Origin of the sequence: Streptomyces sp. NPDC096310 (assembly GCF_044763125.1) — a bacterium.
Classification (GTDB): domain Bacteria; phylum Actinomycetota; class Actinomycetes; order Streptomycetales; family Streptomycetaceae; genus Streptomyces.
On sequence record NZ_JBIWFO010000009.1, the window covers coordinates 230,672 to 253,517 of the forward strand.

23 protein-coding genes and 1 pseudogene are annotated in these 22,846 nt (G+C 70.8%); 14 read left to right on the top strand and 10 right to left on the bottom strand.

Annotation, left to right across the window (positions count from 1 at the left end; genetic code table 11):
• Positions 1–10: 10 nt before the first annotated feature.
• Positions 11–1,213: a cytochrome P450 gene (locus ACIQ7D_RS19950; RefSeq protein ID WP_403939254.1), complete on the top strand. Its 1,203-nt coding sequence runs from the start codon at positions 11–13 to the stop codon at positions 1,211–1,213.
• Positions 1,214–1,299: 86 nt separating this feature from the next.
• Here ACIQ7D_RS19950 and ACIQ7D_RS19955 read toward each other — a convergent pair whose 3' ends face one another.
• Positions 1,300–1,710, bottom strand: coding sequence for an organic hydroperoxide resistance protein (locus ACIQ7D_RS19955; protein WP_384997340.1), 411 nt, complete (start codon positions 1,708–1,710; stop codon positions 1,300–1,302).
• 106 nt (positions 1,711–1,816) lie between these two features.
• On the opposite strand from ACIQ7D_RS19955, the gene ACIQ7D_RS19960 reads away from it, so the two are divergent.
• The gene (locus tag ACIQ7D_RS19960) at positions 1,817–2,344 is read left to right on the top strand and encodes a MarR family winged helix-turn-helix transcriptional regulator (RefSeq protein WP_403939256.1); all 528 of its coding nucleotides are present in this window, start codon (positions 1,817–1,819) and stop codon (positions 2,342–2,344) included.
• A 27-nt stretch (positions 2,345–2,371) separates the two neighbouring features.
• Here the strand turns inward: ACIQ7D_RS19960 and ACIQ7D_RS19965 are convergent, their stop codons facing one another.
• Entirely contained in the window at positions 2,372–3,031 is a 660-nt protein-coding gene (locus ACIQ7D_RS19965; RefSeq protein ID WP_403939258.1) for a TetR/AcrR family transcriptional regulator, read from the bottom strand.
• A 119-nt stretch (positions 3,032–3,150) separates the two neighbouring features.
• Between ACIQ7D_RS19965 and ACIQ7D_RS19970 the strand changes: the two genes are divergently transcribed.
• Entirely contained in the window at positions 3,151–3,708 is a 558-nt protein-coding gene (locus ACIQ7D_RS19970; RefSeq protein ID WP_403939260.1) for an NAD(P)H-dependent oxidoreductase, read from the top strand.
• A 186-nt stretch (positions 3,709–3,894) separates the two neighbouring features.
• Positions 3,895–5,349, top strand: a complete 1,455-nt coding sequence (locus ACIQ7D_RS19975) for a glyceraldehyde-3-phosphate dehydrogenase (protein WP_403939262.1) — start codon at positions 3,895–3,897, stop codon at positions 5,347–5,349.
• A 63-nt stretch (positions 5,350–5,412) separates the two neighbouring features.
• On the opposite strand, the pseudogene ACIQ7D_RS19980 reads toward ACIQ7D_RS19975, so the two are convergent.
• Positions 5,413–5,650: pseudogene (locus ACIQ7D_RS19980) on the bottom strand (DNA-binding response regulator); the annotation flags it as partial.
• A gap of 203 nt (positions 5,651–5,853) precedes the next feature.
• Here ACIQ7D_RS19980 and ACIQ7D_RS19985 point away from each other — a divergent pair.
• The 3 genes from ACIQ7D_RS19985 to ACIQ7D_RS19995 all read left to right on the top strand — a co-directional run bounded on the left by ACIQ7D_RS19985 (position 5,854) and on the right by ACIQ7D_RS19995 (position 8,939).
• Entirely contained in the window at positions 5,854–6,438 is a 585-nt protein-coding gene (locus ACIQ7D_RS19985; RefSeq protein ID WP_403939264.1) for a restriction endonuclease, read from the top strand.
• Positions 6,439–6,571: 133 nt separating this feature from the next.
• Positions 6,572–8,482: an ABC transporter ATP-binding protein gene (locus tag ACIQ7D_RS19990; protein ID WP_403939312.1), complete on the top strand. Its 1,911-nt coding sequence runs from the start codon at positions 6,572–6,574 to the stop codon at positions 8,480–8,482.
• 334 nt (positions 8,483–8,816) lie between these two features.
• Positions 8,817–8,939 carry a hypothetical protein gene (locus ACIQ7D_RS19995; protein ID WP_403939266.1) on the top strand — a complete coding sequence of 41 codons (123 nt, stop codon included), beginning with the start codon at positions 8,817–8,819 and terminating at the stop codon, positions 8,937–8,939.
• A gap of 113 nt (positions 8,940–9,052) precedes the next feature.
• Here ACIQ7D_RS19995 and ACIQ7D_RS20000 read toward each other — a convergent pair whose 3' ends face one another.
• The 3 genes from ACIQ7D_RS20000 to ACIQ7D_RS20010 all read right to left on the bottom strand — a co-directional run bounded on the left by ACIQ7D_RS20000 (position 9,053) and on the right by ACIQ7D_RS20010 (position 11,906).
• Positions 9,053–9,823 (bottom strand): maleylpyruvate isomerase N-terminal domain-containing protein, encoded by a 771-nt coding sequence (locus ACIQ7D_RS20000; protein WP_403939268.1) that lies wholly within the window; start codon positions 9,821–9,823, stop codon positions 9,053–9,055.
• Between the two features lie 438 nt (positions 9,824–10,261).
• Positions 10,262–10,474 carry a hypothetical protein gene (locus ACIQ7D_RS20005; RefSeq protein WP_403939270.1) on the bottom strand — a complete coding sequence of 71 codons (213 nt, stop codon included), beginning with the start codon at positions 10,472–10,474 and terminating at the stop codon, positions 10,262–10,264.
• A 502-nt stretch (positions 10,475–10,976) separates the two neighbouring features.
• Positions 10,977–11,906 (bottom strand): hypothetical protein, encoded by a 930-nt coding sequence (locus ACIQ7D_RS20010; protein ID WP_403939272.1) that lies wholly within the window; start codon positions 11,904–11,906, stop codon positions 10,977–10,979.
• Between the two features lie 200 nt (positions 11,907–12,106).
• Between ACIQ7D_RS20010 and ACIQ7D_RS20015 the strand changes: the two genes are divergently transcribed.
• The 3 genes from ACIQ7D_RS20015 to ACIQ7D_RS20025 all read left to right on the top strand — a co-directional run bounded on the left by ACIQ7D_RS20015 (position 12,107) and on the right by ACIQ7D_RS20025 (position 14,545).
• Positions 12,107–12,601 carry a hypothetical protein gene (locus tag ACIQ7D_RS20015; RefSeq protein WP_403939274.1) on the top strand — a complete coding sequence of 165 codons (495 nt, stop codon included), beginning with the start codon at positions 12,107–12,109 and terminating at the stop codon, positions 12,599–12,601.
• 196 nt (positions 12,602–12,797) lie between these two features.
• A complete protein-coding gene (locus ACIQ7D_RS20020; RefSeq protein WP_403939275.1) occupies positions 12,798–13,244 on the top strand; it encodes a PPOX class F420-dependent oxidoreductase in 447 nt (148 codons plus the stop codon).
• A 98-nt stretch (positions 13,245–13,342) separates the two neighbouring features.
• Entirely contained in the window at positions 13,343–14,545 is a 1,203-nt protein-coding gene (locus ACIQ7D_RS20025) for a cytochrome P450 (protein WP_403939277.1), read from the top strand.
• Here ACIQ7D_RS20025 and ACIQ7D_RS20030 read toward each other — a convergent pair.
• On the bottom strand, positions 14,539–16,011 hold the full coding sequence (locus ACIQ7D_RS20030; RefSeq protein ID WP_403939279.1) for a PLP-dependent aminotransferase family protein: 1,473 nt from the start codon (positions 16,009–16,011) through the stop codon (positions 14,539–14,541). The genes ACIQ7D_RS20025 and ACIQ7D_RS20030 overlap by 7 nt on opposite strands.
• Before the next feature lie 116 nt (positions 16,012–16,127).
• On the opposite strand from ACIQ7D_RS20030, the gene ACIQ7D_RS20035 reads away from it, so the two are divergent.
• From ACIQ7D_RS20035 to ACIQ7D_RS20045, 3 genes are all read left to right on the top strand, one after another.
• Positions 16,128–16,721: a TIGR03086 family metal-binding protein gene (locus ACIQ7D_RS20035; RefSeq protein WP_403939281.1), complete on the top strand. Its 594-nt coding sequence runs from the start codon at positions 16,128–16,130 to the stop codon at positions 16,719–16,721.
• Positions 16,715–17,197, top strand: a complete 483-nt coding sequence (locus ACIQ7D_RS20040) for a hypothetical protein (protein ID WP_403939282.1) — start codon at positions 16,715–16,717, stop codon at positions 17,195–17,197. The genes ACIQ7D_RS20035 and ACIQ7D_RS20040 overlap by 7 nt, the downstream gene beginning before the upstream one ends.
• Positions 17,198–17,441: 244 nt before the next feature.
• On the top strand, positions 17,442–18,056 hold the full coding sequence (locus ACIQ7D_RS20045) for a dihydrofolate reductase family protein (protein WP_403939284.1): 615 nt from the start codon (positions 17,442–17,444) through the stop codon (positions 18,054–18,056).
• 94 nt (positions 18,057–18,150) lie between these two features.
• Here ACIQ7D_RS20045 and ACIQ7D_RS20050 read toward each other — a convergent pair whose 3' ends face one another.
• On the bottom strand, positions 18,151–19,068 hold the full coding sequence (locus ACIQ7D_RS20050) for an alpha/beta fold hydrolase (RefSeq protein WP_403939314.1): 918 nt from the start codon (positions 19,066–19,068) through the stop codon (positions 18,151–18,153).
• Between the two features lie 145 nt (positions 19,069–19,213).
• Here ACIQ7D_RS20050 and ACIQ7D_RS20055 point away from each other — a divergent pair, with 145 nt between their 5' ends.
• Positions 19,214–20,170 (top strand): alpha/beta fold hydrolase, encoded by a 957-nt coding sequence (locus tag ACIQ7D_RS20055; RefSeq protein WP_403939286.1) that lies wholly within the window; start codon positions 19,214–19,216, stop codon positions 20,168–20,170.
• Between the two features lie 32 nt (positions 20,171–20,202).
• Here ACIQ7D_RS20055 and istB read toward each other — a convergent pair whose 3' ends face one another.
• Positions 20,203–21,000 carry an IS21-like element helper ATPase IstB gene (gene istB / locus ACIQ7D_RS20060; RefSeq protein WP_403939288.1) on the bottom strand — a complete coding sequence of 266 codons (798 nt, stop codon included), beginning with the start codon at positions 20,998–21,000 and terminating at the stop codon, positions 20,203–20,205.
• Positions 20,997–22,631, bottom strand: coding sequence for an IS21 family transposase (gene istA / locus ACIQ7D_RS20065; protein WP_403939316.1), 1,635 nt, complete (start codon positions 22,629–22,631; stop codon positions 20,997–20,999). The genes istB and istA overlap by 4 nt, the downstream gene beginning before the upstream one ends.
• Positions 22,632–22,846 lie beyond the last annotated feature (215 nt).

Sequence of the window (22,846 nt, forward strand, 5' to 3'; positions counted from 1 at the left end):
CGGTCCTCGCATGCCGGACTTCGATCCCGGGTCTCCCGCGTTCCTCGCCGACCCGTACCCCGCCTACGCCGAACTGCGGGCCCGCGGCCGGGCCCACTACTACGAGCCGAGCGACCAGTGGCTCGTCCCGCACCACGCGGACGTCTCGGCGCTGCTGCGCGACCGGCGGCTGGGCCGCTCCTACGGACACCGCTTCACGCACGAGGAGTTCGGCAGGAATCCGCCGCCGGCCGGACATGAACCGTTCCATGAACTCAACGACCAGGGGATGCTGGAGCTGGAGCCCCCCGACCACACCCGGATCCGGCGGCTGGTGTCGAAGGCGTTCACCCCGCGCACCGTCGACCGGCTCACCCCGTACGTACGGCGGCTCGCCCGCACCCTGGTGGCGGAGCTGGTGGCGAAGGGCGGCGGCGATCTGCTGACCGCCGTGGCCGAGCCGCTGCCCGTCGCGGTCATCGCGGAGATGCTGGGCGTGCCCGAGGCGGACCGGCCGCTGCTGCGGCCGTGGTCGGCGGCGATCTGCGGGATGTACGAGCTGAATCCGCCGGAGGAGACGGCCCGCCGCGCGGTCACCGCCTCGCTGGAGTTCTCCGCGTATCTGCGCCAACTCATCGCGGCCCGCCGGGAGAAGCCCGGCGACGATCTGATCTCGGGACTGATCGCGGCCCACGACGACGGCGAGAAGCTGACCGAGGCCGAGATGGTCGCCACCTGCGCGCTGCTGCTGAACGCCGGACACGAGGCGACGGTGAACGCCACGGTCAACGGCTGGCACGCGCTCTTCCGTAACCCCGGCCAGCTCGCCGCGCTCCGCGCCGACCGGGCCCTGCTGCCCACGGCGGTCGAGGAGTTGATGCGCTACGACACCCCGCTCCAGCTCTTCGAGCGGTGGGTGCTCGACGAGATCGAGATCGGCGCCACCATCGTGCCGCGCGGCGCCGAGGTCGCACTGCTCTTCGGCTCGGCCAACCACGACCCGGCGGTCTTCGAGGCCCCGGAGACGCTGGACCTCTCCCGCGGGGACAACCCGCACATCTCCTTCAGCGCGGGCATCCACTACTGCATCGGCGCCCCGCTGGCCCGTATCGAACTGGCGGCCTCGCTCGCCGCCCTGCTGGACCTGGCGCCCGGTCTGCGCCCGGCGGGGGAGCCGGTGCGCAAGCCGAACTTCGTGATCCGGGGGCTGGCAGGACTGCCGGTCACGGTGTGACGCGGGCGGCCCCGGGGCGTACGAGGCCCACGGGGCCGCCCGCCGCGTGACGTACGGCGGTCCGGTCGGCGGCAGTGGCGGTCCGGCTACTCGACGACGAGCTCGACCGGGATGTTGCCCCGGGTCGCCTTGGAGTAGGGGCAGACCTCGTGGGCCTGCTTGACCAGGAGTTCACCGGTCTCGCCCGCGAGCGAGTCGGGCAGCTCGACCCGCAGGGTGACGGTGAGGCCGAAGCTCGTGTCGTCCTTGCCGATGCCGACCTCGGCGGTCACCGACACATCGCTCGTGTCCACCTTCGCCTTGCTGCCGACCAGCCCCAGCGCGCTGGCGAAGCACGCGGCGTAACCGGCGGCGAAGAGCTGCTCCGGGTTGGTGCCCTCGCCGTTGCCTCCCAGCGCGGGCGGCATGGCCAGGGGCAGGTCCAGGCGGCCGTCGGAGCTGACGGCGCGACCCTCCCGGCCGTTGGCGGTCGCCACAGCGGTGTACAGCGCGTCCATCGAAACCATCCCTCTCGTCGTCGGCGGCCCGGTGTGCCGCCGCCATCATTAGAGTACACAATTAAGTTGTGCACAACTGTATGGTGTGGCCGGTACGCTGGGGTCCATGACCGTGACGCCGACGCCGACCCCTTCCGTGCCCGACGGGGAATTCCTCCGCCTGGACCGGCAGATCTGCTTCTCGCTGAACTCTGCCTCGCGCGCCTTCGGCGGCCTCTACCGGGTGCTGCTCAAGGACCTCGGGCTCACCTACCCGCAGTACCTGGTCATGCTCGTGCTGTGGGAGCACGGCGCGCTTGCGGTCAAGGAGTTGGGCGTGCGTCTGCGGCTCGACTCCGGCACGCTGTCCCCGCTGCTCAAACGGATGGAGAGTGCCGGGCTCGTCCGGCGCGAACGCGACGCACGCGACGAGCGCTCGGTGCGGGTGCACCTCACCGAGCGGGGAGACGCACTGCGGGAGAGCGCGCTGGGCGTGCCGCGCAGGATCGCCGCGGCCACCGGCTTCGACCTGGACGAGATCGACGACCTGCGATCCCGGCTGGACCGGCTCACCCGCGCGCTGGACGCGGCGGAGTTCGACGGTGGCCCGGGATGCGGTACGGAGCCGGAGGGCCGGGACCTGCCCCGTACCTGAGTGCTGACGTGCCCCGTACCAGAGTGCTTACGTGTCCACTCCCCGGCTCGGCACGGCGAGCACCGCCCGGTCGGTCAGCTCCCGCCAGCCCTTCTCGATCCGGGCCCGGGAGAACCCCCGTCGGACATGGAGATGGTGGAGCAGCGCTGTGTCGAGATAGCCGAGGAGCGCGTGGGCGAGCGCTTCGACATCCCCGCTCGCGCCCGCCTGGCGCAGCAGCGTCGTCACATGCGTCAGCCTGACCACCGAGGCGGGGACGAGGTGGCGCCGCTCGATGCAGGGCTCGGCCGCGAGGTAGAGGTCCAGGTGGTCGAGGGTGTGGCAGATCGTGCTCGCGCCGAACGCGGCCAGCCGCTCGGACGCCGCCGCGCCCGGCCCCAGCGGGGGAGGCCCGCTCAAAAACGCCCGCTGGTACTCCTGCTCGGCGTGGTCGATCAGCGCCCGCATGAGCCCCTGGCGGTCCCCGAAGCGGCGGAACAGTGTGCCCTTTCCCACTTTCGCGGCCGAGGCCACCGCCTCCATGGTGACGTTCCTCGCGCCCAGTTCGCGCACGAGCGAGGTGGCGGCGTCGAGCAGTCGGGCCCGGTTGTGTGCGGCGTCCGAGCGTTCCCGGCCGGGCTGGCCCAGGACGGTCAGCTCCTGCGGTCCTGGTGATCGCCTCTCCTGCGGGGCGCTGTGCGCATTCATGAACCTACTGTAACGGGGAGACCAGGAAAGTGGACCCCGGTCCGCTTGGAGTGTTAAATGAAGAGGTGAACCGGACCAAGGTCCGGTTCCCTCTGCCTCAGCACCCTCAGGAGCTCATCATGTCTGTACGTGTCCTTGCCCTCGTCGGCAGCCTGCGCGCCGGTTCGCACAACCGTCAGCTCGCCGAGGCGGCCGTCAAGCACGCCCCCGCCGGGGTCGAGGTCGTCGTCTTCGACGGTCTCGGGGACGTCCCCTTCTACAACGAGGACATCGACGTCGAGGGTGCTCTCCCCGCCGGTGCGGCGGCCCTGCGCGAGGCCGCCGGCCAGGCCGACGCGTTCCTGCTGTTCTCGCCCGAGTACAACGGCACCATCCCCGCCGTGCTGAAGAACGCCATCGACTGGCTGTCCCGCCCCTACGGCGCCGGTGCGCTGAGCGGCAAGCCGGCCGCCGTGGTCGGCACCGCCTTCGGCCAGTTCGGCGGCGTCTGGGCGCAGGACGAGACCCGTAAGTCCCTCGGTGTCGCGGGCAGCGCGGTCCTGGCCGACGCCAAGTTCTCCATCCCCGGCTCCCTGACCCGCTTCGCCGAGCTGCACCCGCAGGACGACGCCGAGGTCGCCGAGCAGCTTCCCGCCATCCTCGCCCAGCTCGCCGCCGCCACCCCCGTGGCCGCCTGAGCCGGCACCTCGCCACCCGCACTGCCCCGCGCCGGACTCCGGTGCGGGGCAGCGTCGTATCCCGGGGGTCGTGTCCCCGGAAGTGCGCGGGCGTGGATGCCCTGGCGAGCCCGTACGACACCGTTCGAATGATCGAACGAGGGGTGGGTTAACATATGAGCGCCGCCTAGCTCGAAAGATGTGCCTGTGACTCTCCATGAGGACTCGTTCACCAACTGGAACAACCGCGAGAGGATCGCGGAGTCGATGATCCCGATCATCGGGAAGCTGCACCGCGAGCGGGACGTCACCGTCCTGCTGCACAGCCGCTCCCTGGTGAACAAGTCGGTGGTCAGCATCCTCAAGACCCACCGGTTCGCCCGGCAGATCGCCGGTGAGGAACTGTCCGTCACCGACACGCTGCCCTTCCTCGACGCGCTCACCGCACTCGATCTCGGCCCCTCCCAGATCGACATCGGGATGCTCGCCGCCACGTACCGGAGCGACGACCGCGGCCTGTCCGTCGAGGAGTTCACCGCCGGGGCCGTCGCCGGCGCCCTGGGCGACAACAAGATCGAGCGCCGTGATCCGCGCGACGTCGTCCTCTACGGGTTCGGCCGCATCGGCCGTCTCCTCGCCCGCCTGCTCATCGAGAAGGCCGGCTCGGGCAACGGTCTGCGGCTGCGCGCCGTCGTCGTCCGCAAGGGATCGGGCCAGGCCGCCGACGACCTCGTCAAGCGCGCCTCGCTGCTGCGCCGGGACTCCATCCACGGCCAGTTCCAGGGCACGATCGGTGTCGACGAGGCCAACAGCACGATCATCGCCAACGGCAACGAGATCAAGGTGATCTACTCCGACGACCCGACGGCGGTCGACTACACGGCGTACGGCATCAAGGACGCCATCCTCATCGACAACACCGGTAAGTGGCGTGACCGCGCCGGTCTGTCGAAGCACCTGCGGCCCGGTATCGCCAAGGTCGTGCTGACCGCGCCGGGCAAGGGCGACGTCCCCAACATCGTCCACGGAGTCAACCACGACACGATCAAGGACGACGAGCAGATCCTGTCCTGCGCGTCCTGCACCACCAACGCGATCGTCCCGCCGCTGAAGGCGATGGCCGACGAGTACGGCGTGCTGCGCGGCCACGTGGAGACCGTCCACTCGTTCACCAACGACCAGAACCTGCTGGACAATTACCACGGGTCCGACCGCCGCGGCCGCTCGGCCGCGCTCAACATGGTCATCACCGAGACCGGCGCCGCCTCCGCCGTCGCCAAGGCGCTGCCCGACCTCAAGGCGACCATCACCGGCAGTTCGATCCGGGTCCCGGTGCCGGACGTCTCGATCGCGATCCTCAGCCTGCGGCTCGGCCGCGAGACCACCCGCGAGGACGTGCTCGACCACCTGCGCGACGTCTCGCTGACCTCGCCGCTCAAGCGCCAGATCGACTTCATCAGCGCCCCCGACGCGGTCTCCAGCGATTTCATCGGCTCGCGCCACGCCTCGATCGTCGACGCCGGGGCCACCAAGGTCGACGGCGACAACGCGATCCTCTACCTCTGGTACGACAACGAGTTCGGCTACTCCTGCCAGGTCATCCGCGTCGTCCAGCATGTCTCCGGGGTCGAGTACCCGACCTACCCCGCCCCGGCGGCCTGATCGCGGGAGAGGGCCGGCCGGTCCCGGCGAACCGGTCGGCCCTCTCCCGGAAACCTCGGCAGGTCAGGCGCGCAGGTAGGTGAGGACCGCCAGCACCCTGCGGTGGGTCTCGTCCGCCGGAGGCAGGTCCAGCTTGGCGAGGATGCCGCTGATGTGCTTGCCGATCGCGGCCTCGGAGACCACCAGCTCCCCGGCGATCGCGCGGTGTGAGCCGCTCCAGCGGATCGCGGCGGCGGCGAAGGAGCTGGCGCACCACCTCGGGGACGACCACCGTTCCGCCGTGCGCGACCTCGTGCAGCGCGCGGCTGGCCCTGGCGCTCCGTCGCGTACCTGCTCACCCGCGCGGTGCCCGGCGCCGCCGTCCCGGTGATGGCCGGGGCCCGCCGGGAGATGGTGGCGTAGGCGGGCGTACGTGAATGACCGGTTCACCCGGGATGAACCCGCGCGCGGGTGGGGAGCTGTGGAAGAGCACAGGGGCAGCCGCTTCAGGGGAGGGGACAGCGCATGGGAACGGGAACGGTGGTGCTGGTGGTGTCGGCCGTCCTGGCCGCGGGGGGTCTGGCCGCGGTGCTGGTGCGCGCGGGGCGTCGTGAGGCACGCGCCGAGCGGGCCCGGCTCGCGGAGCAGGCCCGGGTCCAAGCGCTGCGGTCGATGGAGGCGGTGTGGCGGCTGGGGGACCGCGAGTTCGAGGAGTACGTCGCCGACCTGTGCCGCCGGGACGGGTGCACGCAGGTGCGGCGGGTGGGCGGCTCGAACGACCTGGGCGCCGACGTCACGGGCCGGCTCCCCGACGGCCGCAAGCTCGTGGTGCAGTGCAAGCGGTACGCGAAACACCGTACCGTCGGCAGCCCCGACCTGCAGAAGTTCAACGGCACCGTACGCGACGAACACGGCGCGGACGTCCCGCTCTTCGTCGCCTCGTGCACCTTCACGAAGCCGGCCCGTGCCTTCGCCGCCCGGCACGGCCTGGTGCTCCTCGACGTCGATCTGCTCGGCTTCTGGATCGGCGGCACACCCCTGACGGCCCTGATGGACCTGGACATCGGCCGCTCCGGCACGAACCACAGGCTCAGCCCTGACCCCGGCTGACAACGGCTCTCCGTTCCCGGGCGGAGCCATCCCCGGGCGGATCCATGCCCGGGCGGCATCGTCCCTGGGGCGGGGTTCCGGCGACCACGGTTGACCTCAAGGTTGCTTGAGGTTCTACAGTCCTCCCATGAGTATGGAGTCCACAGCCTGGACGCAGTTGCAGAACGTCATGAACGCCCGCCTCGGACACCGGCCGTTCGCCCGCGCCACCCTCCGCCAGATCGCCGCTTTCGCCCGGCCGCACCGCCGGGGCATCTTCCAGTTCGTCCTGCTCGGTGTCGCCACCGCACTGCTCGCGGTGGCGACACCCGTCCTCGCGGGCCGCGTCGTCGACGCGATCGTGTCCGGCGGCGACGAGCGGACCGTGGTCAGGCTCGCCCTGCTCATCGCGCTCATCGCCCTCGCCGAAGCAGGCCTCGGCCTCCTCGGGCGCCGGCTCTCCGCCACCCTCGGCGAAGGGCTGATCCTGGATCTGCGGATCGCGGTCTTCGACCATGTCCAGCGCATGCCCGTCGCCTTCTTCACCCGTACCCGCACCGGCGCCCTCGTCAGCCGGCTCAACAACGACGTGATCGGCGCACAACGCGCCTTCAGCAACACACTCTCCGGTGTCGTCAGCAATGTGGTGACGCTGCTGCTGACCCTCGCCGTGATGCTCACCCTCTCCTGGCAGATCACCCTCCTCGCGCTCGTCCTGCTGCCCGTGTTCGTGGTGCCCGCACGCCGGATGGGCACCCGTATGGCGAGGCTCCAGCGGGAGGCGGCCGACCTCAACGCCGCCATGGGCAACCGGATGACCGAGCGGTTCTCGGCACCGGGCGCCACCCTGATCAAGCTGTTCGGCCGACCCGACGACGAGTCCGCCGAGTTCGCGGCCCGGGCCCGCCGCGTACGGGACATCGGGGTCCGCACGGCCATGGCGCAGGCCACCTTCATCACCGCCCTGACCCTCGTCTCCGCCCTGGCCCTGGCGCTCGTCTACGGGCTCGGCGGCTCCTACGCCCTGCGCGGCAGCCTCGACCCCGGCGCCGTGGTCGCGCTCTCCCTGCTCCTCGTCCGCCTGTACGCGCCACTCACCGCGCTCGCCGGCGCCCGCGTCGAGGTGATGAGCGCCCTCGTCAGCTTCGAGCGGGTCTTCGAAGTCCTCGCCCTCCCGCCCCTCGTCGCGGAACGCCCCGACGCCCGGCGGGTTCCCGAAGGACCGGTCTCCGTCGAGTTCGACTCCGTACGCTTCGGCTACCCCGCCGCCGACAAGGTCTCCCTCGCCTCACTGGAAGAGGTCGCCTCGCTCGACACCCGCGGCGGTGCCGAGGTGCTGCACGGCATCTCGTTCCGCGCCGAACCCGGCCGGACGGTCGCCCTGGTGGGCTCCTCCGGCGCGGGCAAGTCGACCATCGCGCAACTCCTCCCGCGCCTCTACGACACCGACGCGGGCGCCGTCCGTATCGGCGGTGTCGACGTACGCGACCTGTCCGCCGAGTCCCTGCGCGCCACGCTCGGCATGGTCACCCAGGACGGACATCTCTTCCACGAGTCCGTTCGCGCCAACCTGCTGCTCGCCCGGCCCGGTGCCACCGACGACGAACTGTGGGACGTCCTGCGCCGGGCCCGCCTCGACGGTCTCGTCCGATCGCTGCCGGACGGGCTCGACACCGTCGTCGGCGAGCGCGGCTACCGGCTCTCCGGCGGCGAACGCCAGCGCATGACCATCGCCCGGCTGCTGCTCGCGCGTCAGCGCGTCGTGATCCTCGACGAGGCGACCGCGCACCTCGACAACACCTCCGAGGCGGCGGTGCAGGCAGCGCTCGCCGAAGCCCTGGAAGGCCGGACCGCGGTGGTGATCGCGCACCGGCTCTCCACCGTACGGGCCGCCGACCTGATCCTCGTGGTCGAGGACGGCCGGATCGTCGAACGAGGCACCCACGAAGAACTTCTCGCCTCGGAGGGGCGGTACGCGGAGCTGTACCGCACCCAGTTCGAGGACGGGGCACCGGCCGGCACGCACGACGGGGCGGTCCCGGCCAGGACGGGCCCCGGCCGGTGATCGCGTACGGTACGGGCGCCGAGTTCGTCCAGCGGCGCTCCGCCCCACGACGGCGCTGTCCGTAGGGGAGGCGTGTCCCATCAGGTCTGCCGTCCTGATTCGGGGGCACACGCATACCAACTGCCGAAGGAGGCCGGTGATGTGGGCGCAAACCCGCCCGCTCCGCACGGTGAGGACAGGGCGAAAGCCCCGGCCCCGCCATGCGGCACCGTGACCCGGAACGCGTCCTGCGAACGCTGTCGACGGGCCCGGTCCGGCCTGTTACGGCGAGGTGAGGACACCCACGACGAACGCGGTCCGTCCCGTCTCGGACGGCCGTGTCGAAGGAGACACCATGATGAACTCGCTCACGACCTTGGCCGCCGACGCCTCCGCCGCCCCCGCCTGGTTACACGTACTGGTGATGGCAGCGGCTGTGCTGATCCTTCTCTACAGCCTCTCCCGCCGCAGCGAATGACGGGCGGGCCCGCGGCCATCGGCCCGCCGCTCGGGGCGGACCACGTCCAGGATGACAGTCGGGCGACGTCGTCGCCCTGAAGCCGGCCGAGGAGGGTCCGGCTCAGTCGCCGCTCAGTAGCCGCTCAGGAGGGCCCGTACCGTGCGCAGGGCCTCAGGCCCCGCGGAGCTGTGCCAGCGTGTGGGATCGGCGGGACGTCGCCCCCACAGCAGCAGTACGCGTACGGCCGCATCGCTCTCGATCGTGGCGGGCCCCTCGGGGGTGGCGAGTCGCACACTGCCGCCCTCGGCGTCGGCGACCACCACGACATCGTCGGTACCCGGCGTGCGCAGTCGCCCTTCGACCCGCCCTTCGGGCCCCAGATCCAGACCGGCACGGCCTCGGACCAGCAGAGGCCGGCCGACCGACACCACGCTGTGCTCCGTCATCCACGGCTCGTTGAGCGCCCGCACGGCCGTCCCGTCGTCGCCGGTCAGATCCCAGCGATGCAGGATCAGCTCCTCACGCATGTGCTCCGCGAAGAAGGGGACCTTCACGGTCCGGCCGGTCCACATCACCTCGGTCTCCGGGGACAGATCCCGCGCGGCGGCCGCGGAGACCTCGGCGAGTTTTTCACAGCGGCTCAGGAACGCCGACCAGAGCTCGGAGTCGGACATCTGCCGGTAGGGGGCCTCGCGCGCGAAACTCCTGGTCTCCACCGGTGCTCCCATGAGGAACGCCTGGAGAACCCGCGCCAGTTCCTCGGCGTTGCCCGTCTGGTGGGCGAGGATGTCACGCACCGTCCATGCCTCGCACCATGTGCCGTCGTCGGGCCTGCGCGCCCGCACAGCGCGGACGAAGGGGGCAAGCTCCGGCAGGACCGCGTCGACCTGAGGAGGAATCATGCGCCATGGGTATCCGGGCCGCGCCGTCGGCCAAACCAGCAGGCGTCCGACGGACCCGGTCGGCCGAGCCCGGTTCCCGCCCGGCCGGATCCCGCGAGTCAAGGCGCCCCGAGCAGCTTCGCGACGGCTGCGCGAGCGTGCCGGGCCGGGGCCGGGTCGTCACGGATCCCGGCCGTCACGATGGCCCCTCCGCGAGCAGGAAGGCCGCCTCGACCACCGGCACCTGGGTGGCGTTGACCCACCTGGCGATCTGGTCGTGGAACGCCTCCTTGTGCGACCTGACGTCGGCCGGCCGGTGAATTCCACCCTCCGCCCAACAGCACGGTGCCCCCTCGTGCTTGACCGTCCCCGGCGCGGGGGATTGCCCTCACTGAGGGCTGAGCTCTGAGGAGCCAGGTAGGTTCGGCGTTGGAGGAGCCGCCGGGACAGGCGGCGGCCTCACGCCTGCGGGGTCTGCCGAGGCTGGTCCCGTCGCTGTGCGGCGGCGGTGTTGATGATGGTGTTCAGGAGGGAGCGCGAGCGCCGCAGGTCCTCGATCACGCGCTCGATACGGGCCCTCTGCGCCGTCAGCTCGCCCACGAGGAACTCATCCGCTGTCGCGGCCGGGCCGCCGTCGCTGGCATGCATACCGGGCAGCAGCTTCACGATCATCGCGCTGCACAGGCCCGCCGCGTACAGTGATTCCGCTGCCCCGGCCGGTCTTCACCCCGACCGGGCGTCAGGAAGCCGTCACACCCCGTGAGATGTCCCCGACGACATCCGCACCACCTCCATGGCCGAGCCGGTGGTCGAGGGCGCCCCGAGGTCGGGGCAGTTCTTCCGGGCCGTGGCGAGGAAGCAGCGGCGTACGCGGTACGACCTCGCAGAACCACGTACCCGCCCGCCGGGCCGACAGCACGCGTGAAGGCCCCAGTCCGAAGCCCACACCGGACGCAGTCAGGCCGATGATCGTATGGACGTCCCTTGCGACGGTGGTGCCACGCCCCTGTTGCTGCCGCACGGGTGGCCGGGCTCCGGGGCGGCGTCTCCGCTGCGACCCGTACGGGGGCGCAGCGCCCTGCGGGCCTGCGCGCCGGACCGGGGACCCAGTGGAGACCGCCTTCGGCGAGATCCTGCCGCTCCTGGGTTCAGCACGCGGGCATGGCGAGCGGCATCAGGCCCCGCACAGCGGCATGGTCCGCAGGTATCCGCCGAGGTTCTCGTCGTCGGTGCCCAGGAGAGTGTCGGTGGAGCCGGGCAGGCACTCCACTCCTTCGATCTTGTACTGGGGGAACGTCCCGAGCACGGTGGGGGACGCCGCGAGCGTCACCCGTACCCGGCCCGCCGTCGACACGCTCACCCGGCCCGCGTAGCTCACCGCGGAGTCGAACGGGCCGTCGTCCCCGGCGTCCGCCGCCGAACTCATGATGATCCGTCCGGAGCCGGTCACCGAGATGTCGGAGATGTGCCGCGTGCCCTCGGCGGTCGGGTACGCCGCCCGGTAGGCCCGGCGCGTCACGGTGCCGAACTGCGGCTGCCCCCACGGGGCGAACGTCAGGGGCGCCGCGTACAGGGTGGCGGGGCGGTCGGCGCCGGCTCCCCGGTCCGCCCACAGCGCGGCGAGTCCGCCGCCCTGGGCGACGAGCGCGAAGCTCTCGAAGTCGTCGCCCTCACCGATCGCGGGCAGCGGCGAGTAGTCGACGACCGTCGCCGTGGAGCCGGTGACCGCAAGGCGGTAGACGATGCCGTGGCTGGCGAGCGCCACGTACTGCCCCGGCGTCCCGGGAATGGCTTCGATGGCCTCCAGGTCGACGGGTTCCGCGCCGTCCCAGGTGAGGGGGGAGACGCTGTCGGAACCCTCCCGGTGGGTGATCCGGGACAGGCGCTGCTGTCCGGAACGCTTGTTGTCATGTACGACGAGTACATGCGTCCCGGTTCCGTCTTCGGTACGGCCCTCGTACGCGAGTCCGCTGACACCGCTGCGGGCGTCGCCGCCGACCTTCTGCCATGCGCTGTCCGCCCCGGCCGGCGAGGTGCCGAGCACGGTCAGCAGTGTGGTCGCCGCGGTGAGCCGGGCCATGCGCTGCAACATCGGGAGTTTCACGGGGAGTCGCTCGCCTTCTCTGTACGCCGGGCGCGAGATCACGCGCCGGACGTCAGGTTATTGATCATGGTGAGCGGTGCCCAGCGACGGTTACGCCTTCCGAGGGAGCGCGCAGCCGGACTCGACAGGCACCCGGGGGCGCGCAGCCGAACGCCGCTCGCCCGCGAAGCCGGACAGGGGCGCTGTGCATACTGCTGGGCATGACGCCCCCGCTCGCGGCCCGAGTACACCTGCTGATCACCCTCGTACTGGTGACCTGGGCGACGATCGGCGGCGCCTGCTTCGGCCTTCTCCTGGGCGGCCGGATCACGGTTGCGGCTGCCGCTGCCGCGGCCGGCCTCGGAGCGGGAATCGGCTCGTTCCTCGCCCGCCGCCGGGTCCTGGCCCTCTTCCAGCCCGAGACCGTCCCGGTCGACGGCTACGCTGAAGGGGTCGCCGACGCCGTTCTCGTGAGCATCGCGAGGTACCAGGCCGCGGTCTTCCCGCTCGTCCCCGACGGGGTGAGCGAAGAGGAGCGGGACGCCCGCCGCACCGTCGCCTACCGGGCAGCCGCCCATGACGGCCTGCCGCTGGCCGTACGGGTATCGGCGGCCGAAGCCCTGGAAGCCGTCGACCAGGGTCTGGACGCCGACCGGGCCCACGCCGCGATGAAGGCACTGTCCCTCACGGTCCACGAGCACCGCGGCCTCCGCTGAGCTTGTTCTTCATGGTCCGAGGCCCATGGCCAACCCCACTGGGGGAGTGGATAGTTGGACGCGACAACAGCCGGCGCACGTCCGATCCGCCGGCACCCGGAGCTTATGCGGCCGGATGCCCGGGGCCTGGGCCGATGCGGAACCCACGGGTTCTCCCGCGAACTGTCCCGCTCGTCATGGTTGATAGCCTTTCGGGATGTCTGCAATCTTCGACGAAGCTGTCCGTGCCCGGCTGCGAGCTCCCCACATCTGGTACGTCGGGACCGTGTTCGCCGACGGAGCGCCGCAGGTCAGCCCGATGTGGGTGGATCTGGAGGGAGAGGGCGAGCTGACGTTCAACACCTCGGCGGGCCGGGTGAAGGAGGAGAACCTGCGCCGCGACCCCCGGGTCTATCTCTCGCACGCGGACGCCGCCGATCCCTTCGACCGCGTGCAGATCAGTGGCGAGGTGACCCGATTCATCGACGGCCAGGAGGCGCACGACCGAATGGACCGGCTGGCCCGCAAGTACCTGGGCAGCGAACGGTTCGAGTGGATCATGCCGGGGGAGCGGCGGATCGCGGTGATCGTGCGCCCGGTCAAGGTACGGCACATCGTCGGGGTGGAACGGTTCCGGCCCGGCGGCCCCGTCCCCGCGCCGTGACCGGTCGGCCAGAGACCCGCACGCTCATCGCACAGATCGACTGAGTACGAGGCGTACGACGTCATGGGGAAGGGCTCCCGCTGTCTAGGGTGGAGGCCATGGCAACCACAACCCCCGCCCCGCCGCCCTCCGTTGATCCCGCCGAGCTGACCGCCGACCCGTACTCCGTGTACGCGCGGCTCCGCGAGGCCGGGCCCGTCCACCGCGTCGCGGGGGCGGACGGGGTTTCGGCCTGGCTGGTCACCCGCTACGACGACGTACGCCGGGCCCTCGCCGATCCCCGGCTCTCGCTGGACAAAGCCAACGCGGCGCCCGGCGGCTACCGGGGGCTGACGCTGCCGCCGGCACTGGACGCGAACCTGCTGAACATGGACCCGCCCGACCACACCCGCATCCGGCGCCTCGTGTCCCAGGCGTTCACCCCGCGACGTATCGCCCTGCTGCGCGAACCCGTCAGGAAGACGGCCGACCTGCTGCTCGACGCCATCGAGCCACACGGCCACGCCGACCTGATCGCCTCGTACGCCGCGCCGCTGCCGATCACCGTGATCTGCGAGCTGCTGGGCGTGGCCCCGCAGGACCGGCAGGACTTCAGGTCCTGGACCGACGCCCTGGTCGCCCCGGACCCCGCGCGGCCTGACCAGGCCGCAGGAGCCGTCCGGTCCATGCTGGCCTTCTTCACCCAGCTCATCGCCGACAAGCGGGCCGCCCCTGCCGACGACCTGCTCTCCGCCCTGATCGCCGTACGCGACGACGAGGACCGGCTGAGCGAGGACGAGCTCATGTCCCTGGTCTTCCTCGTTCTGTTCGCCGGGTACGAGAACACCGTCCACCTGATCGGCAACGCCACCCTGGCGCTGCTCAGCCACCCCGGCCAACTGGCCGCGCTCCGCGCCGACCCCGGTCGGCTGAGCGGTGCCGTCGACGAACTGGCCCGCTACGACGGCCCCGTGCCCCTGGCCATCCGCCGGTTCCCCACCGAGGACATCACCATCGGAGGGGTCGCCATTCCGGCAGGTGAGACCGTTCTGCTGTCGCTGGCCTCCGCGCACCGCGACCCGCACCGCTTCGCCGAGCCCGACCGGCTCGACATCGGCCGCGACACCACCGGTCACCTCGCCCTCGGCCACGGCATCCACTACTGCCTCGGCGCGCCCCTGGCCCGCATGGAGACCGAGGTCGCTCTCGCCGCGCTCCTCGACCGCTTCCCGGGGCTCGCCCTCGACATCCCGCCGGACGGACTGAAGTGGCGGCCGTCCCCGCGCGCCCGCGGTCTGCTCGCGCTGCCCGTGAGCTACTGACCCGCGACGACGGGCGTACGCTCGCCGGGCGGGCCGAAGACGCGGTGCAGGCCCGGCCCGATGTCCGGGGCGCTGATCGAGCCGTACCCGAAGACGAAGCCCGGACGCGCCGAACGGTCCGCGGCGACCTCCGCCAGGGTGTGGACCGCCACACCGGACGCCCGGGCCCGCTCGGCGCGCTCCGCGAGGGCGTCGGGGCCCGCGAGGCGGCCCCGGGTGAACGCGGTCACATGCAGACCCGCGGTGGACGGCACCAGCTCCGCCAGATCCGCGAAGTGGCCGGTGAGCGCCCGGGTGATGACCTCGTGCCGGGGCGCGTACAGGTGCTGCATCCGGCGGAGGTGCCGGGCGAGCAGCCCGTTGTCCACGAAGCGGGCGAGCGCCGCCTGCGTGGGGACCGCCGTGTGCCAGTCGGTGGCGTACTTGGCGGTGCGCAGCGCACCGCGCAGTGAGGCGGGCGCCACCAGGAAGCCGATACGCAGGGAGGGCAGCATCGCCTTGGAGAACGACCCCACATAGATGACGTGCCCTTCCCGGTCCAGACTCTGCAGCGTCTCGACCGGCCGCCCACCGAACCGGAATTCGCTGTCGTAGTCGTCCTCGATCACCGCGGCGCCGTGTCCGCGTGCCCACCGCAGCAGCGCCGTTCTGCGCCGCAGGGACATCGGCATGCCGAGCGGGAACTGGTGCGCGGGGGTGACGTAGACGGCGCGGGTGCCCGGCGGGATGGCGTCCACCAGTAGCCCCTCGGCGTCCACCGGTACGCCCGTCACCTCGGCGCCCTGCGCCAGGAACGGCAGCCGCGCCGGTGGGTAGCCGGGCTCTTCGACGGCCACCCGGTCGCCAGGACCGAGCAGCACCCGCCCGATGAGATCCAGGGCCTGCTGCGTGCCCGTGGTCACCAGCACGTCGTCCGGGCCGGTCCGCACACCCCGGGAGAGCCGGACGTGCCGGGCGAGCGCGGCCCGCAGCCCGGCGTGGCCGGACGGATCGCCGTACCCCGCCGCCCCTGTTGCCGAGAGGCGCAGCTCCCGGGCGATCAGGGGACGCCAGGCGTCGTACGGGAAGAGCCGGGCGTCCGGCAGACCGACCCGGAAATCGTGGGCCGCCGAGGCCGGTCCCGTGGTCTCCGGAAGCGTCCACGGGGACAGGCCCGCCCACAGGGCGCGCGGGCGCAGCCCGGAGCCGGTGGTGCCGGTGACGGCCGCGGGCCCGTACGCCGGCAGGTCCGTCGTACGCACATAGGTCCCCGAGCCGACTCTGCTGTCCGCGTACCCCTCGGCGACGAGCCGTTCGTAGGCGACGCCGACGGTGTTGCGGGCCACGGCGAGGCGGCGGCTCAACTCCCGTGTCGAGGGCAGCGGATCGCCGGGCCGTAGCAGCCCGTCGTGGATCGCGGTGCGCAGTTGGCGGTAGATCTGGCCGGACAGGTCGCGCTGCCCGTCCAGCCGGACGTGCACATCCATGTCGGCCTTCCGTCCCCGGCGCGGCTGCTGGTGGCCTCCGGCCCGGCAATTGGCTCAATCATCTGGCAGCTTATTGGCTCTGGAGCTGAACCGCTGCGGGATTCTACGCTCCTGCCATGGATCTACGACAACTGGACCGCCAGGCGCTGTCGCTGACCGGGGAGGTGGTCTCCCGAGTGAAGACCGAACACATGAGGTGGGCGACGCCATGCGCGGACTGGACCGTGTACGGGCTGCTCCGCCATCTGGTCTGCCAGAACGAGGGGTTCGCCGCCTCCGCCCGCGGCGCGGGTGAGCCGTGGGCCGTGTGGCGCGACGGAGACCTCGGCGACGACCCGGCCGGAGCGTATGAGGCATCGGCGCGCAGGGCCACCACGGCATTCGCGGAGGACGCCGTGCTGGAGCGGCGGTTCGCGCTGCCGGAGGTGGGCGAGGGCTTCGCCGTCCCCGGGCACACCGCGATCGGTTTCCACCTGCTCGACTACGTGGCACACGCCTGGGACCTCGCGGTGACGATCGGCGCCCGGTGGGAGCCCGCCGCTGAACTCACCGCCGCCGCGCTGCGCGTCGCGGCCCTGGTCCCGGAGGAGGGCCGCGGGGCCGGTGCGGCGTTCCGCCGACGGATCGCCGTCCCCGGCGACGCGCCACCGGGCGACCGGCTGCTCGCCCTGCTCGGCCGCGACCCGTCCTGGACGCCGAGGCCGTGCTGAGGAGCCGCTGGCGCCAGGGCCCCGCCGGGCACGCCTCCTCCGGCGATCGGACCGCGCCGAACGGCGTCGACAGCGCCAGCCCCGCTCGCCGGAGCGGACCGCTGATCGTCAGCGTCACCGACTTCACCAGCGACGTGTACAGGGACCTGCCCGGCATAGCGCATCGCGGCTTCGCCCTGCGACGCCGCTGGCCGCATCTCGCCGGAGCGGTCGGCATGTGGTTATGGGCCGCGCCGTTGGCCCGGCGCTGCGGGTCGGTCTCGGTGTGGACCGGGCGGCGAGCCCTGGCCGAGTTCGTACGCCTGCCGGAGCATGTCGCGATCATGGACGAGTACCGGGAGCGAGGCGCGATCAGGTCGGTGATCCTGGAGTACGACGGCTTCGACGCGGTACGGATCCGGCAGGACGCGGCTGCATGGCTGATGTCGGACGATCGCTACCGTGGCGCGCGGGGGGCGCCACGGCAGAGCGGCTGACAACGCCTTCTCCGCCCATGCCGCGCGGTTCCCGCGGACCGCCCCGACCGGGCGCAAGGCGCACACGCAAGGATGGTTCGGTGCCCAGGATGTCGCGATCCACGCTGTGGGGCGGACGTTCCGGGTGCCTTGCTGCTGAAGGGCGGTCGCCCGGTGCCGAAGGCGGCCGGGGTCCCGGTTTCGTCTCCGGCGTGCGTGGCAGGGGTGAGCGATGAGTTCGAGCGGTGGATCGGGTCCACCTGACATGACTCGAATCATCGCTGACATCTCGGTCTCGCTCGACGGCTTCGTCACAGGGCCCGACCCCGGCCCGGACAACGGTCTGGGTGCCGGCGGCGAGGCCCTGCACACATGGGCGTTCTCCGACGACCCCGACGACCGTCGGGTTCTGCGCGAGGGGACCGCCCGCTCAGGTGCCGTCGTCCTCGGCCGTGGGCTCTTCGACGTGGTCGACGGGCCGAACGGCTGGGACGACACGTCCGGCTACGGCGCCGGCGAGGTCGGCAAGCCCGCGTTCGTCGTCGTGACGAGCTCGCCACCGGAGTCGGTGCGGCTCACCGGCCTCGACTGGACATTCGTCACCAGCGGCCTGTCCGACGCCGTCACCACCGCGCGCGAGCGCGCCGAGGCGGCGTCGTCGGACAGTGGCAAGGACCTCGACGTCGTCCTCATGGGCGGCGGCGCCACGATCGCCTCGGCGCTCGACGCCGGGCTGGTCGACACACTCTCTCTCCACCTGGCGCCCGTCGTACTGGGCGCCGGGACACCACTGTTCACCGGAGGCACGCCCCGCACGCTGGTGCGACGGAGCGTGACCTCGACGTCGACCGCGACGCACCTGACCTACGACATGCTCTGACGACCTCGCCGCGGCATCATGTCGAGCGGTCAACGGCGCCCCGATGGGGCGCCGTTCTGCGGCCGGACGCGGCGGCGGCAGTCTTCGGAGAGGATCACACACGGCCCGGGCGAGGCCCGACGGTCGGTCCCGCCGAGTCGAGGAACGGTTCGAGAAGGCTGAGCAGCCTCTCGGGGCGGTGCAGCGGGATGATGTGGCCGCAGTCCTCGATGGCATGGCCGACAAGATGATCGGTGACCGGCCGTAGTTGTTGTTCCAGGGCTCTCCCTACAGGGCGGGCCCCGATGGCCATGGTGGGCACGGTCAACCGGCCCGTACCGACGGCCTCCTGGATCTGCGCGGCACTCGTGGGCAGTGCACGGTAGTACGAGCAGGCGCAACGCAGGGCCTCGGTCCCGGTGTACGCGCGGACAAAGGCATCTCGGACCGTGGGATCGACACCTTCCCCGAGAGAGCCTGCGCCGAGGAACCAGTCGATGTAGTGGGCTTCCTGCCCTGTGAGTACGGTTTCCGCGAGGCCGGGCACCGCGTGGAAGCCGAACCACCACGGTGCTCCGTGGGCGAGGAATTCCTCGGCACCGGGCAGTGTGCCCAGAAGAGACTCCATGACCACGAGCTGCCGGACGAGGCCGGGACGGCGCATGGCCAGGAGAAAGGCCGGCGGGGTGCCGGCGTCGATGCCGACCACGGCCGCCGAGCTCACCCCGAGCGCGTCGAGGAGCGCCTCGGCGTCGGTCGCGAGCGTGCCGGCATCGTAGCCGTCCGGCGCGTGCGTGCTCGCGCCTGTTCCTCGCAGGTCCGGTGCGATCAGCCGGTATCGCCCCGCAAGGCCATCCATGATCCCGGTCCACAGTTGCCAGGTATGCGGGAAGCCGTGCAGCAGCAGTACTGCCGGCCCCTCGCCGGCAAGAGCCACATTGAGGTCGACCCCGTTGGCCGTGACCCGCCGGATTTCGACGCCAGGCGGGCGGTGTACAAGCGTACGGCTCGATGTGACAGACACAGGATCCATCCTCCGCATGGTGACAAATGAGTGGTTACGAATAGTGACAACAAAACGATAGGTAACTATGGCTTCGTCGACTTCTAGGAACAGCGTTTGTCGACGGGTTCCGGCGGCAGTTGGGGGGCGACGGGGCCGTGAATGTTGAGGAGAAATGACGGCGTTGACGCTGCTGTTTGGTGTCGGTGGCGAGTGCCTTGATGTGAGGGAGCTGTCCGGGCAGGGGCATACTCGCTGGATGGGATCGATTTATCGCAACGAGGTAGGTCGGCACTCCATCCAGGGCTGGTGCGCCGATCAGCTTGATCGATGGACAGTTCCGCATGAGCGGACGGTAGTGACAGCCAAGGAAGTACGCACTCACGTGGTGACTGCGGGGACCGGTGCAACGACGGTGGTGTTCGTCCCCGGCACTAACTTCAATGCGGCTTCATCCTTGCCGTTGGCGACCGCTCTGGTCACCGCAGGCCACCGCGTTGCGCTCCTGGACGTTCCGGGGCAGCCCGGTCTCAGCTCCGGGGAACGCCGGCCCTCCGGCAACAGACTTTCCTGGTACGGATCCTGGCTGGGCGAGGTGCTGAATGAGTTGTCGACAGGGCCTGTGACGGTCCTCGGCCATTCATTCGGCGCCGCGATCACAGTGTCGTGCGCTTCGCCCTGCGTTGAGCGGCAGGTTCTCGTGAGTCCGGGAGGGCTGACGAGACTGCGGGTAAGCGGCAGTGTGATGGCTGCCTCAACCGCCTGGTACTTGCGTCCGACGCCGAAACGCAGTGCCCGGCTCCTGCGCGCCATGCACGCACCCGGCCGGCAACCACGGCCTGAGCTGGTTGAATGGATGACGCTCATCGCCCGGCATGCCCGCTCCAGCGGCTCTCCGGGGATCGCGAAGCTGCCCGCGACGACCGCGCGTCGCCGGGCGGTGGCCGGCCAGCATGACACCTTCCTGCCGCCGCAGCGCCTCGTCCCAGCCGTTCGCCGTGCCCTCGGTATCGAGCTCGACGTCGTCGCCGGTGCTGGCCACCTACTCGTTGACGAAGCCCCCGACTACGTGGCTGCTCTGATCGACAGCCCAGGCGGGACTCGGCCCTCCCCTCAAGGCCAGGCAGTCTGAGGGGAGGCAGTCCATTCGCCGGAGTTCGCAGGTCAGCCGACCTTCGCGGGTTCTTCGGTTCGTGCGCGGGTGCTGGCGAGGCGGTAGGAGTCGGTGCCGGTCTCGATGATGGTGCCGTTGAAGGTGAGGCGGTCGACGATGGCCGCACAGAGCCGGGGATCGGTGAAGGTTTTGGTCCAGCCGCCGAACGACTCGTTGGAGGCGATGGCGACGCTGTTCTTCTCCTCGCGTTCCGTCAGGACCTGGAAGAGGAGTTCGGCGCCGTGACGGTCCAGTTCCATGTATCCGAGTTCGTCGATGCAGAGCAGGTCGACACGGCCGTAGCGGGCGATGGTCTTGTTCAGCTGCTTCTCGTCGGCCGCTTCGACCAGCTCGTTCACCAGCTTTGTGGCCAGCGTGTAGCGGACGCGGTAGCCCTTCATGGCGGCTTCGGTGCCCAGGGCGATGAGCATGTGGGACTTGCCGGTGCCGGAGTCGCCGATCAGGCAGAGCGGCTGACTCTTCTTGATCCATTCGCAGCTGGCGAGGGTGTGGATGGTGGCGGCGTCGATGTTGGTGTTCGCGTCGAAGTCGAAGGCCCGCAGGGACTTCTCCCGCGGGAATCCGGCCGCCTTGATCCGCCGCTCCGAGCGGCGGCGGGACCGGTCGTCGCACTCGGTCATCAGCAGCTCAGCGAGGAAGTCCCGGTAGGTCATCTGGTCCTTCATCGCCCGGTCGGCGATGTCGGAGAACTCGTTGCGGATCGACGGCAGCCGCAGCAGGCGGCAGGCGCTGTCGATGGCGGCGTCGGCGGCCTGCTCGGTCAAGCCTCGCTGGCGGGGCAGGGTCACTGTGCTTCTCCCTCACGGTGGTCGCTGCCGCTGGTGCGGCGGCGTCGGAGCAATTGGTCATAGGGGGCCACCGAGGGCAGCGGCCGGGTGTCCGCAGGAAGGTGCGCGAGCCGCCACTCGTGCAGGGACGTCACCGTTGCCGACGGCTTCTCGGGAACCAGCCGGTCCGCTGCGGGGGCGGGTTCGGTCTCGGCCTGGGCGGCCTTGCGGGCCTCCAGGGCGACCGCGTCCGCGGTCATGGCGCCGGCCCGCAAGGCCGCGGCCAGGCCGGCGACGACGTGCTCGTGGGGCAGGTGACGTCCCAGCAGGAGGACCTCGATCAGGGCCCGGGTGCCGTCCCGCTCGCCATGCATCTTGCGGGCCTGGTCCCACCAGGCGTCGTGGACCGGGGTGAACCTGCCTGCCGAGCGGGCCTGTTCGAGTGCTGTGGAGCCAGGGAAGGCGCCGGGCTTGCGGACCAGGACTTCCAGGTAGTGGTCCAGATCCAGGCGGACGGCACCCTTGGCGATCAGCCGTTCATGCCGGGCGACTTCCACGTTCTGGTCGTAAACCACCAGGTGAGAGGCGTGCAGCACGACGCGCACGCGTTTGCCGATCAGCCGGATCGGGACCGAGTAGCGGTTGGTGCGGACCGGGATCTGGCCGTAGCGGTCGACCCGCGGGGTGAACAGCCGGCCGGTCTCGAACGGTTCCTCGGGCAGCGGCATCAGCAGTGGTTGTTCGAGTGCGAAGTACTCCGCGACCGTCTTGGGCCTGGCCCCGATTCGGCGGGCGTCGTCCTGCCGGTCCCACTGTTCGACCATCTCGTTCAGCTCGGCGAGCGAAGAGACCTCGGGGACAGGGACGAAGTGGTTGCGGCGGAAGTAGCCGATCATCCCTTCGACTCCGCCCTTCTCGTGGGCGCCTTCGATCCCGGGTCGGCAGTAAAAACTCTCGATGCCGAAGTGCGAGCGGAAGGCAATCCACCGGTCGGCCTCCACTCTTCCCCGGCTCTGCCCCAGCACCCTGGCGACGGCGGCCTTCAGGTTGTCGTAGCGGACCTTCGTCCTCGGCACCCCGCCCAGGGCCCGCAGTGCGTGGACGTGGCCTTCGAAGAAGGCTTCCTGGCCGCAGGAGGCGAACACGCGGTGGACGGCCTTGCCGGAATACGACAGCCGAAAGGAGAACAGATAGCAGGTGACCAGCTCGCCCCCCAGACGTACGGTCACGTCACCGAAGTCGACCTCCGCTTCGTGACCGGGCAGATGAGTCTGCGGAACGAACGCCTCCAGCGGCGCTTTGCCGGACTCGACCAGGATCTCCGACTTCCGGCCAGCGACGTAGTAGCGCACCACCCCGTAGGAGACGTCCGCCCCGTGCTCCTCGACCAGCCGATGGAAGATCCGGGTGACCGTGTGCCGCTGCTTGCGCGGCGAGTCCAGATCCGCCCGCAGGATCTCGTCGATCACCGGCTTGTACGGGTCCAGCGTGGTGGCTCGTGGAGGCAGCTTCTTACGGGGCTCCGGCCAGGACGAGTCCAGCGCCTTCCGGACCGTCCGCCAAGTCACGCCGTGCTTGCGCTCAAGCTCCCGCATCGACATGCCGCCGCGATGGTCACGCCGGATCGCGGCGTACAGCTCGACCTTCGACATTTGCGGCATGACCAGGACCTTTCACCAGGAGCATCCCGATGCTGCCCTGGCAAGAACCCCAGTGCCTCCCGAACTCGTCAACATCACCCGACCGTGGTTCTGGGCGCCTCCCAAACCTATTGTCCGCTGTCATCCAATCGGGGCGTTTGACAGCGAACCCAGTCGTTTCGCCTTCCTCGCCAGTGAACCTAGTCGTACGAGGCGTCGTGCTGGGG

Excerpts from the sequence above, each read along its gene's own strand:
- ACIQ7D_RS19950 (WP_403939254.1), top strand. The coding sequence starts at position 11 with ATGCCGGACTTCGATCCCGGGTCTCCCGCGTTCCTCGCCGACCCGTAC.
- ACIQ7D_RS19955 (WP_384997340.1), bottom strand. The coding sequence starts at position 1,710 with ATGGACGCGCTGTACACCGCTGTGGCGACCGCCAACGGCCGGGAGGGT.
- ACIQ7D_RS19960 (WP_403939256.1), top strand. The coding sequence starts at position 1,817 with ATGACCGTGACGCCGACGCCGACCCCTTCCGTGCCCGACGGGGAATTC.
- ACIQ7D_RS19965 (WP_403939258.1), bottom strand. The coding sequence starts at position 3,031 with ATGAATGCGCACAGCGCCCCGCAGGAGAGGCGATCACCAGGACCGCAG.
- ACIQ7D_RS19970 (WP_403939260.1), top strand. The coding sequence starts at position 3,151 with ATGTCTGTACGTGTCCTTGCCCTCGTCGGCAGCCTGCGCGCCGGTTCG.
- ACIQ7D_RS19985 (WP_403939264.1), top strand. The coding sequence starts at position 5,854 with ATGGGAACGGGAACGGTGGTGCTGGTGGTGTCGGCCGTCCTGGCCGCG.
- ACIQ7D_RS19990 (WP_403939312.1), top strand. The coding sequence starts at position 6,572 with ATGGAGTCCACAGCCTGGACGCAGTTGCAGAACGTCATGAACGCCCGC.
- ACIQ7D_RS19995 (WP_403939266.1), top strand. The coding sequence starts at position 8,817 with ATGATGAACTCGCTCACGACCTTGGCCGCCGACGCCTCCGCCGCCCCC.
- ACIQ7D_RS20000 (WP_403939268.1), bottom strand. The coding sequence starts at position 9,823 with ATGATTCCTCCTCAGGTCGACGCGGTCCTGCCGGAGCTTGCCCCCTTC.
- ACIQ7D_RS20005 (WP_403939270.1), bottom strand. The coding sequence starts at position 10,474 with ATGATCGTGAAGCTGCTGCCCGGTATGCATGCCAGCGACGGCGGCCCG.
- ACIQ7D_RS20015 (WP_403939274.1), top strand. The coding sequence starts at position 12,107 with ATGACGCCCCCGCTCGCGGCCCGAGTACACCTGCTGATCACCCTCGTA.
- ACIQ7D_RS20020 (WP_403939275.1), top strand. The coding sequence starts at position 12,798 with ATGTCTGCAATCTTCGACGAAGCTGTCCGTGCCCGGCTGCGAGCTCCC.
- ACIQ7D_RS20025 (WP_403939277.1), top strand. The coding sequence starts at position 13,343 with ATGGCAACCACAACCCCCGCCCCGCCGCCCTCCGTTGATCCCGCCGAG.
- ACIQ7D_RS20030 (WP_403939279.1), bottom strand. The coding sequence starts at position 16,011 with ATGGATGTGCACGTCCGGCTGGACGGGCAGCGCGACCTGTCCGGCCAG.
- ACIQ7D_RS20035 (WP_403939281.1), top strand. The coding sequence starts at position 16,128 with ATGGATCTACGACAACTGGACCGCCAGGCGCTGTCGCTGACCGGGGAG.
- ACIQ7D_RS20045 (WP_403939284.1), top strand. The coding sequence starts at position 17,442 with ATGACTCGAATCATCGCTGACATCTCGGTCTCGCTCGACGGCTTCGTC.
- ACIQ7D_RS20050 (WP_403939314.1), bottom strand. The coding sequence starts at position 19,068 with ATGGATCCTGTGTCTGTCACATCGAGCCGTACGCTTGTACACCGCCCG.
- ACIQ7D_RS20055 (WP_403939286.1), top strand. The coding sequence starts at position 19,214 with ATGACGGCGTTGACGCTGCTGTTTGGTGTCGGTGGCGAGTGCCTTGAT.
- istA (WP_403939316.1), bottom strand. The coding sequence starts at position 22,631 with ATGTCGAAGGTCGAGCTGTACGCCGCGATCCGGCGTGACCATCGCGGC.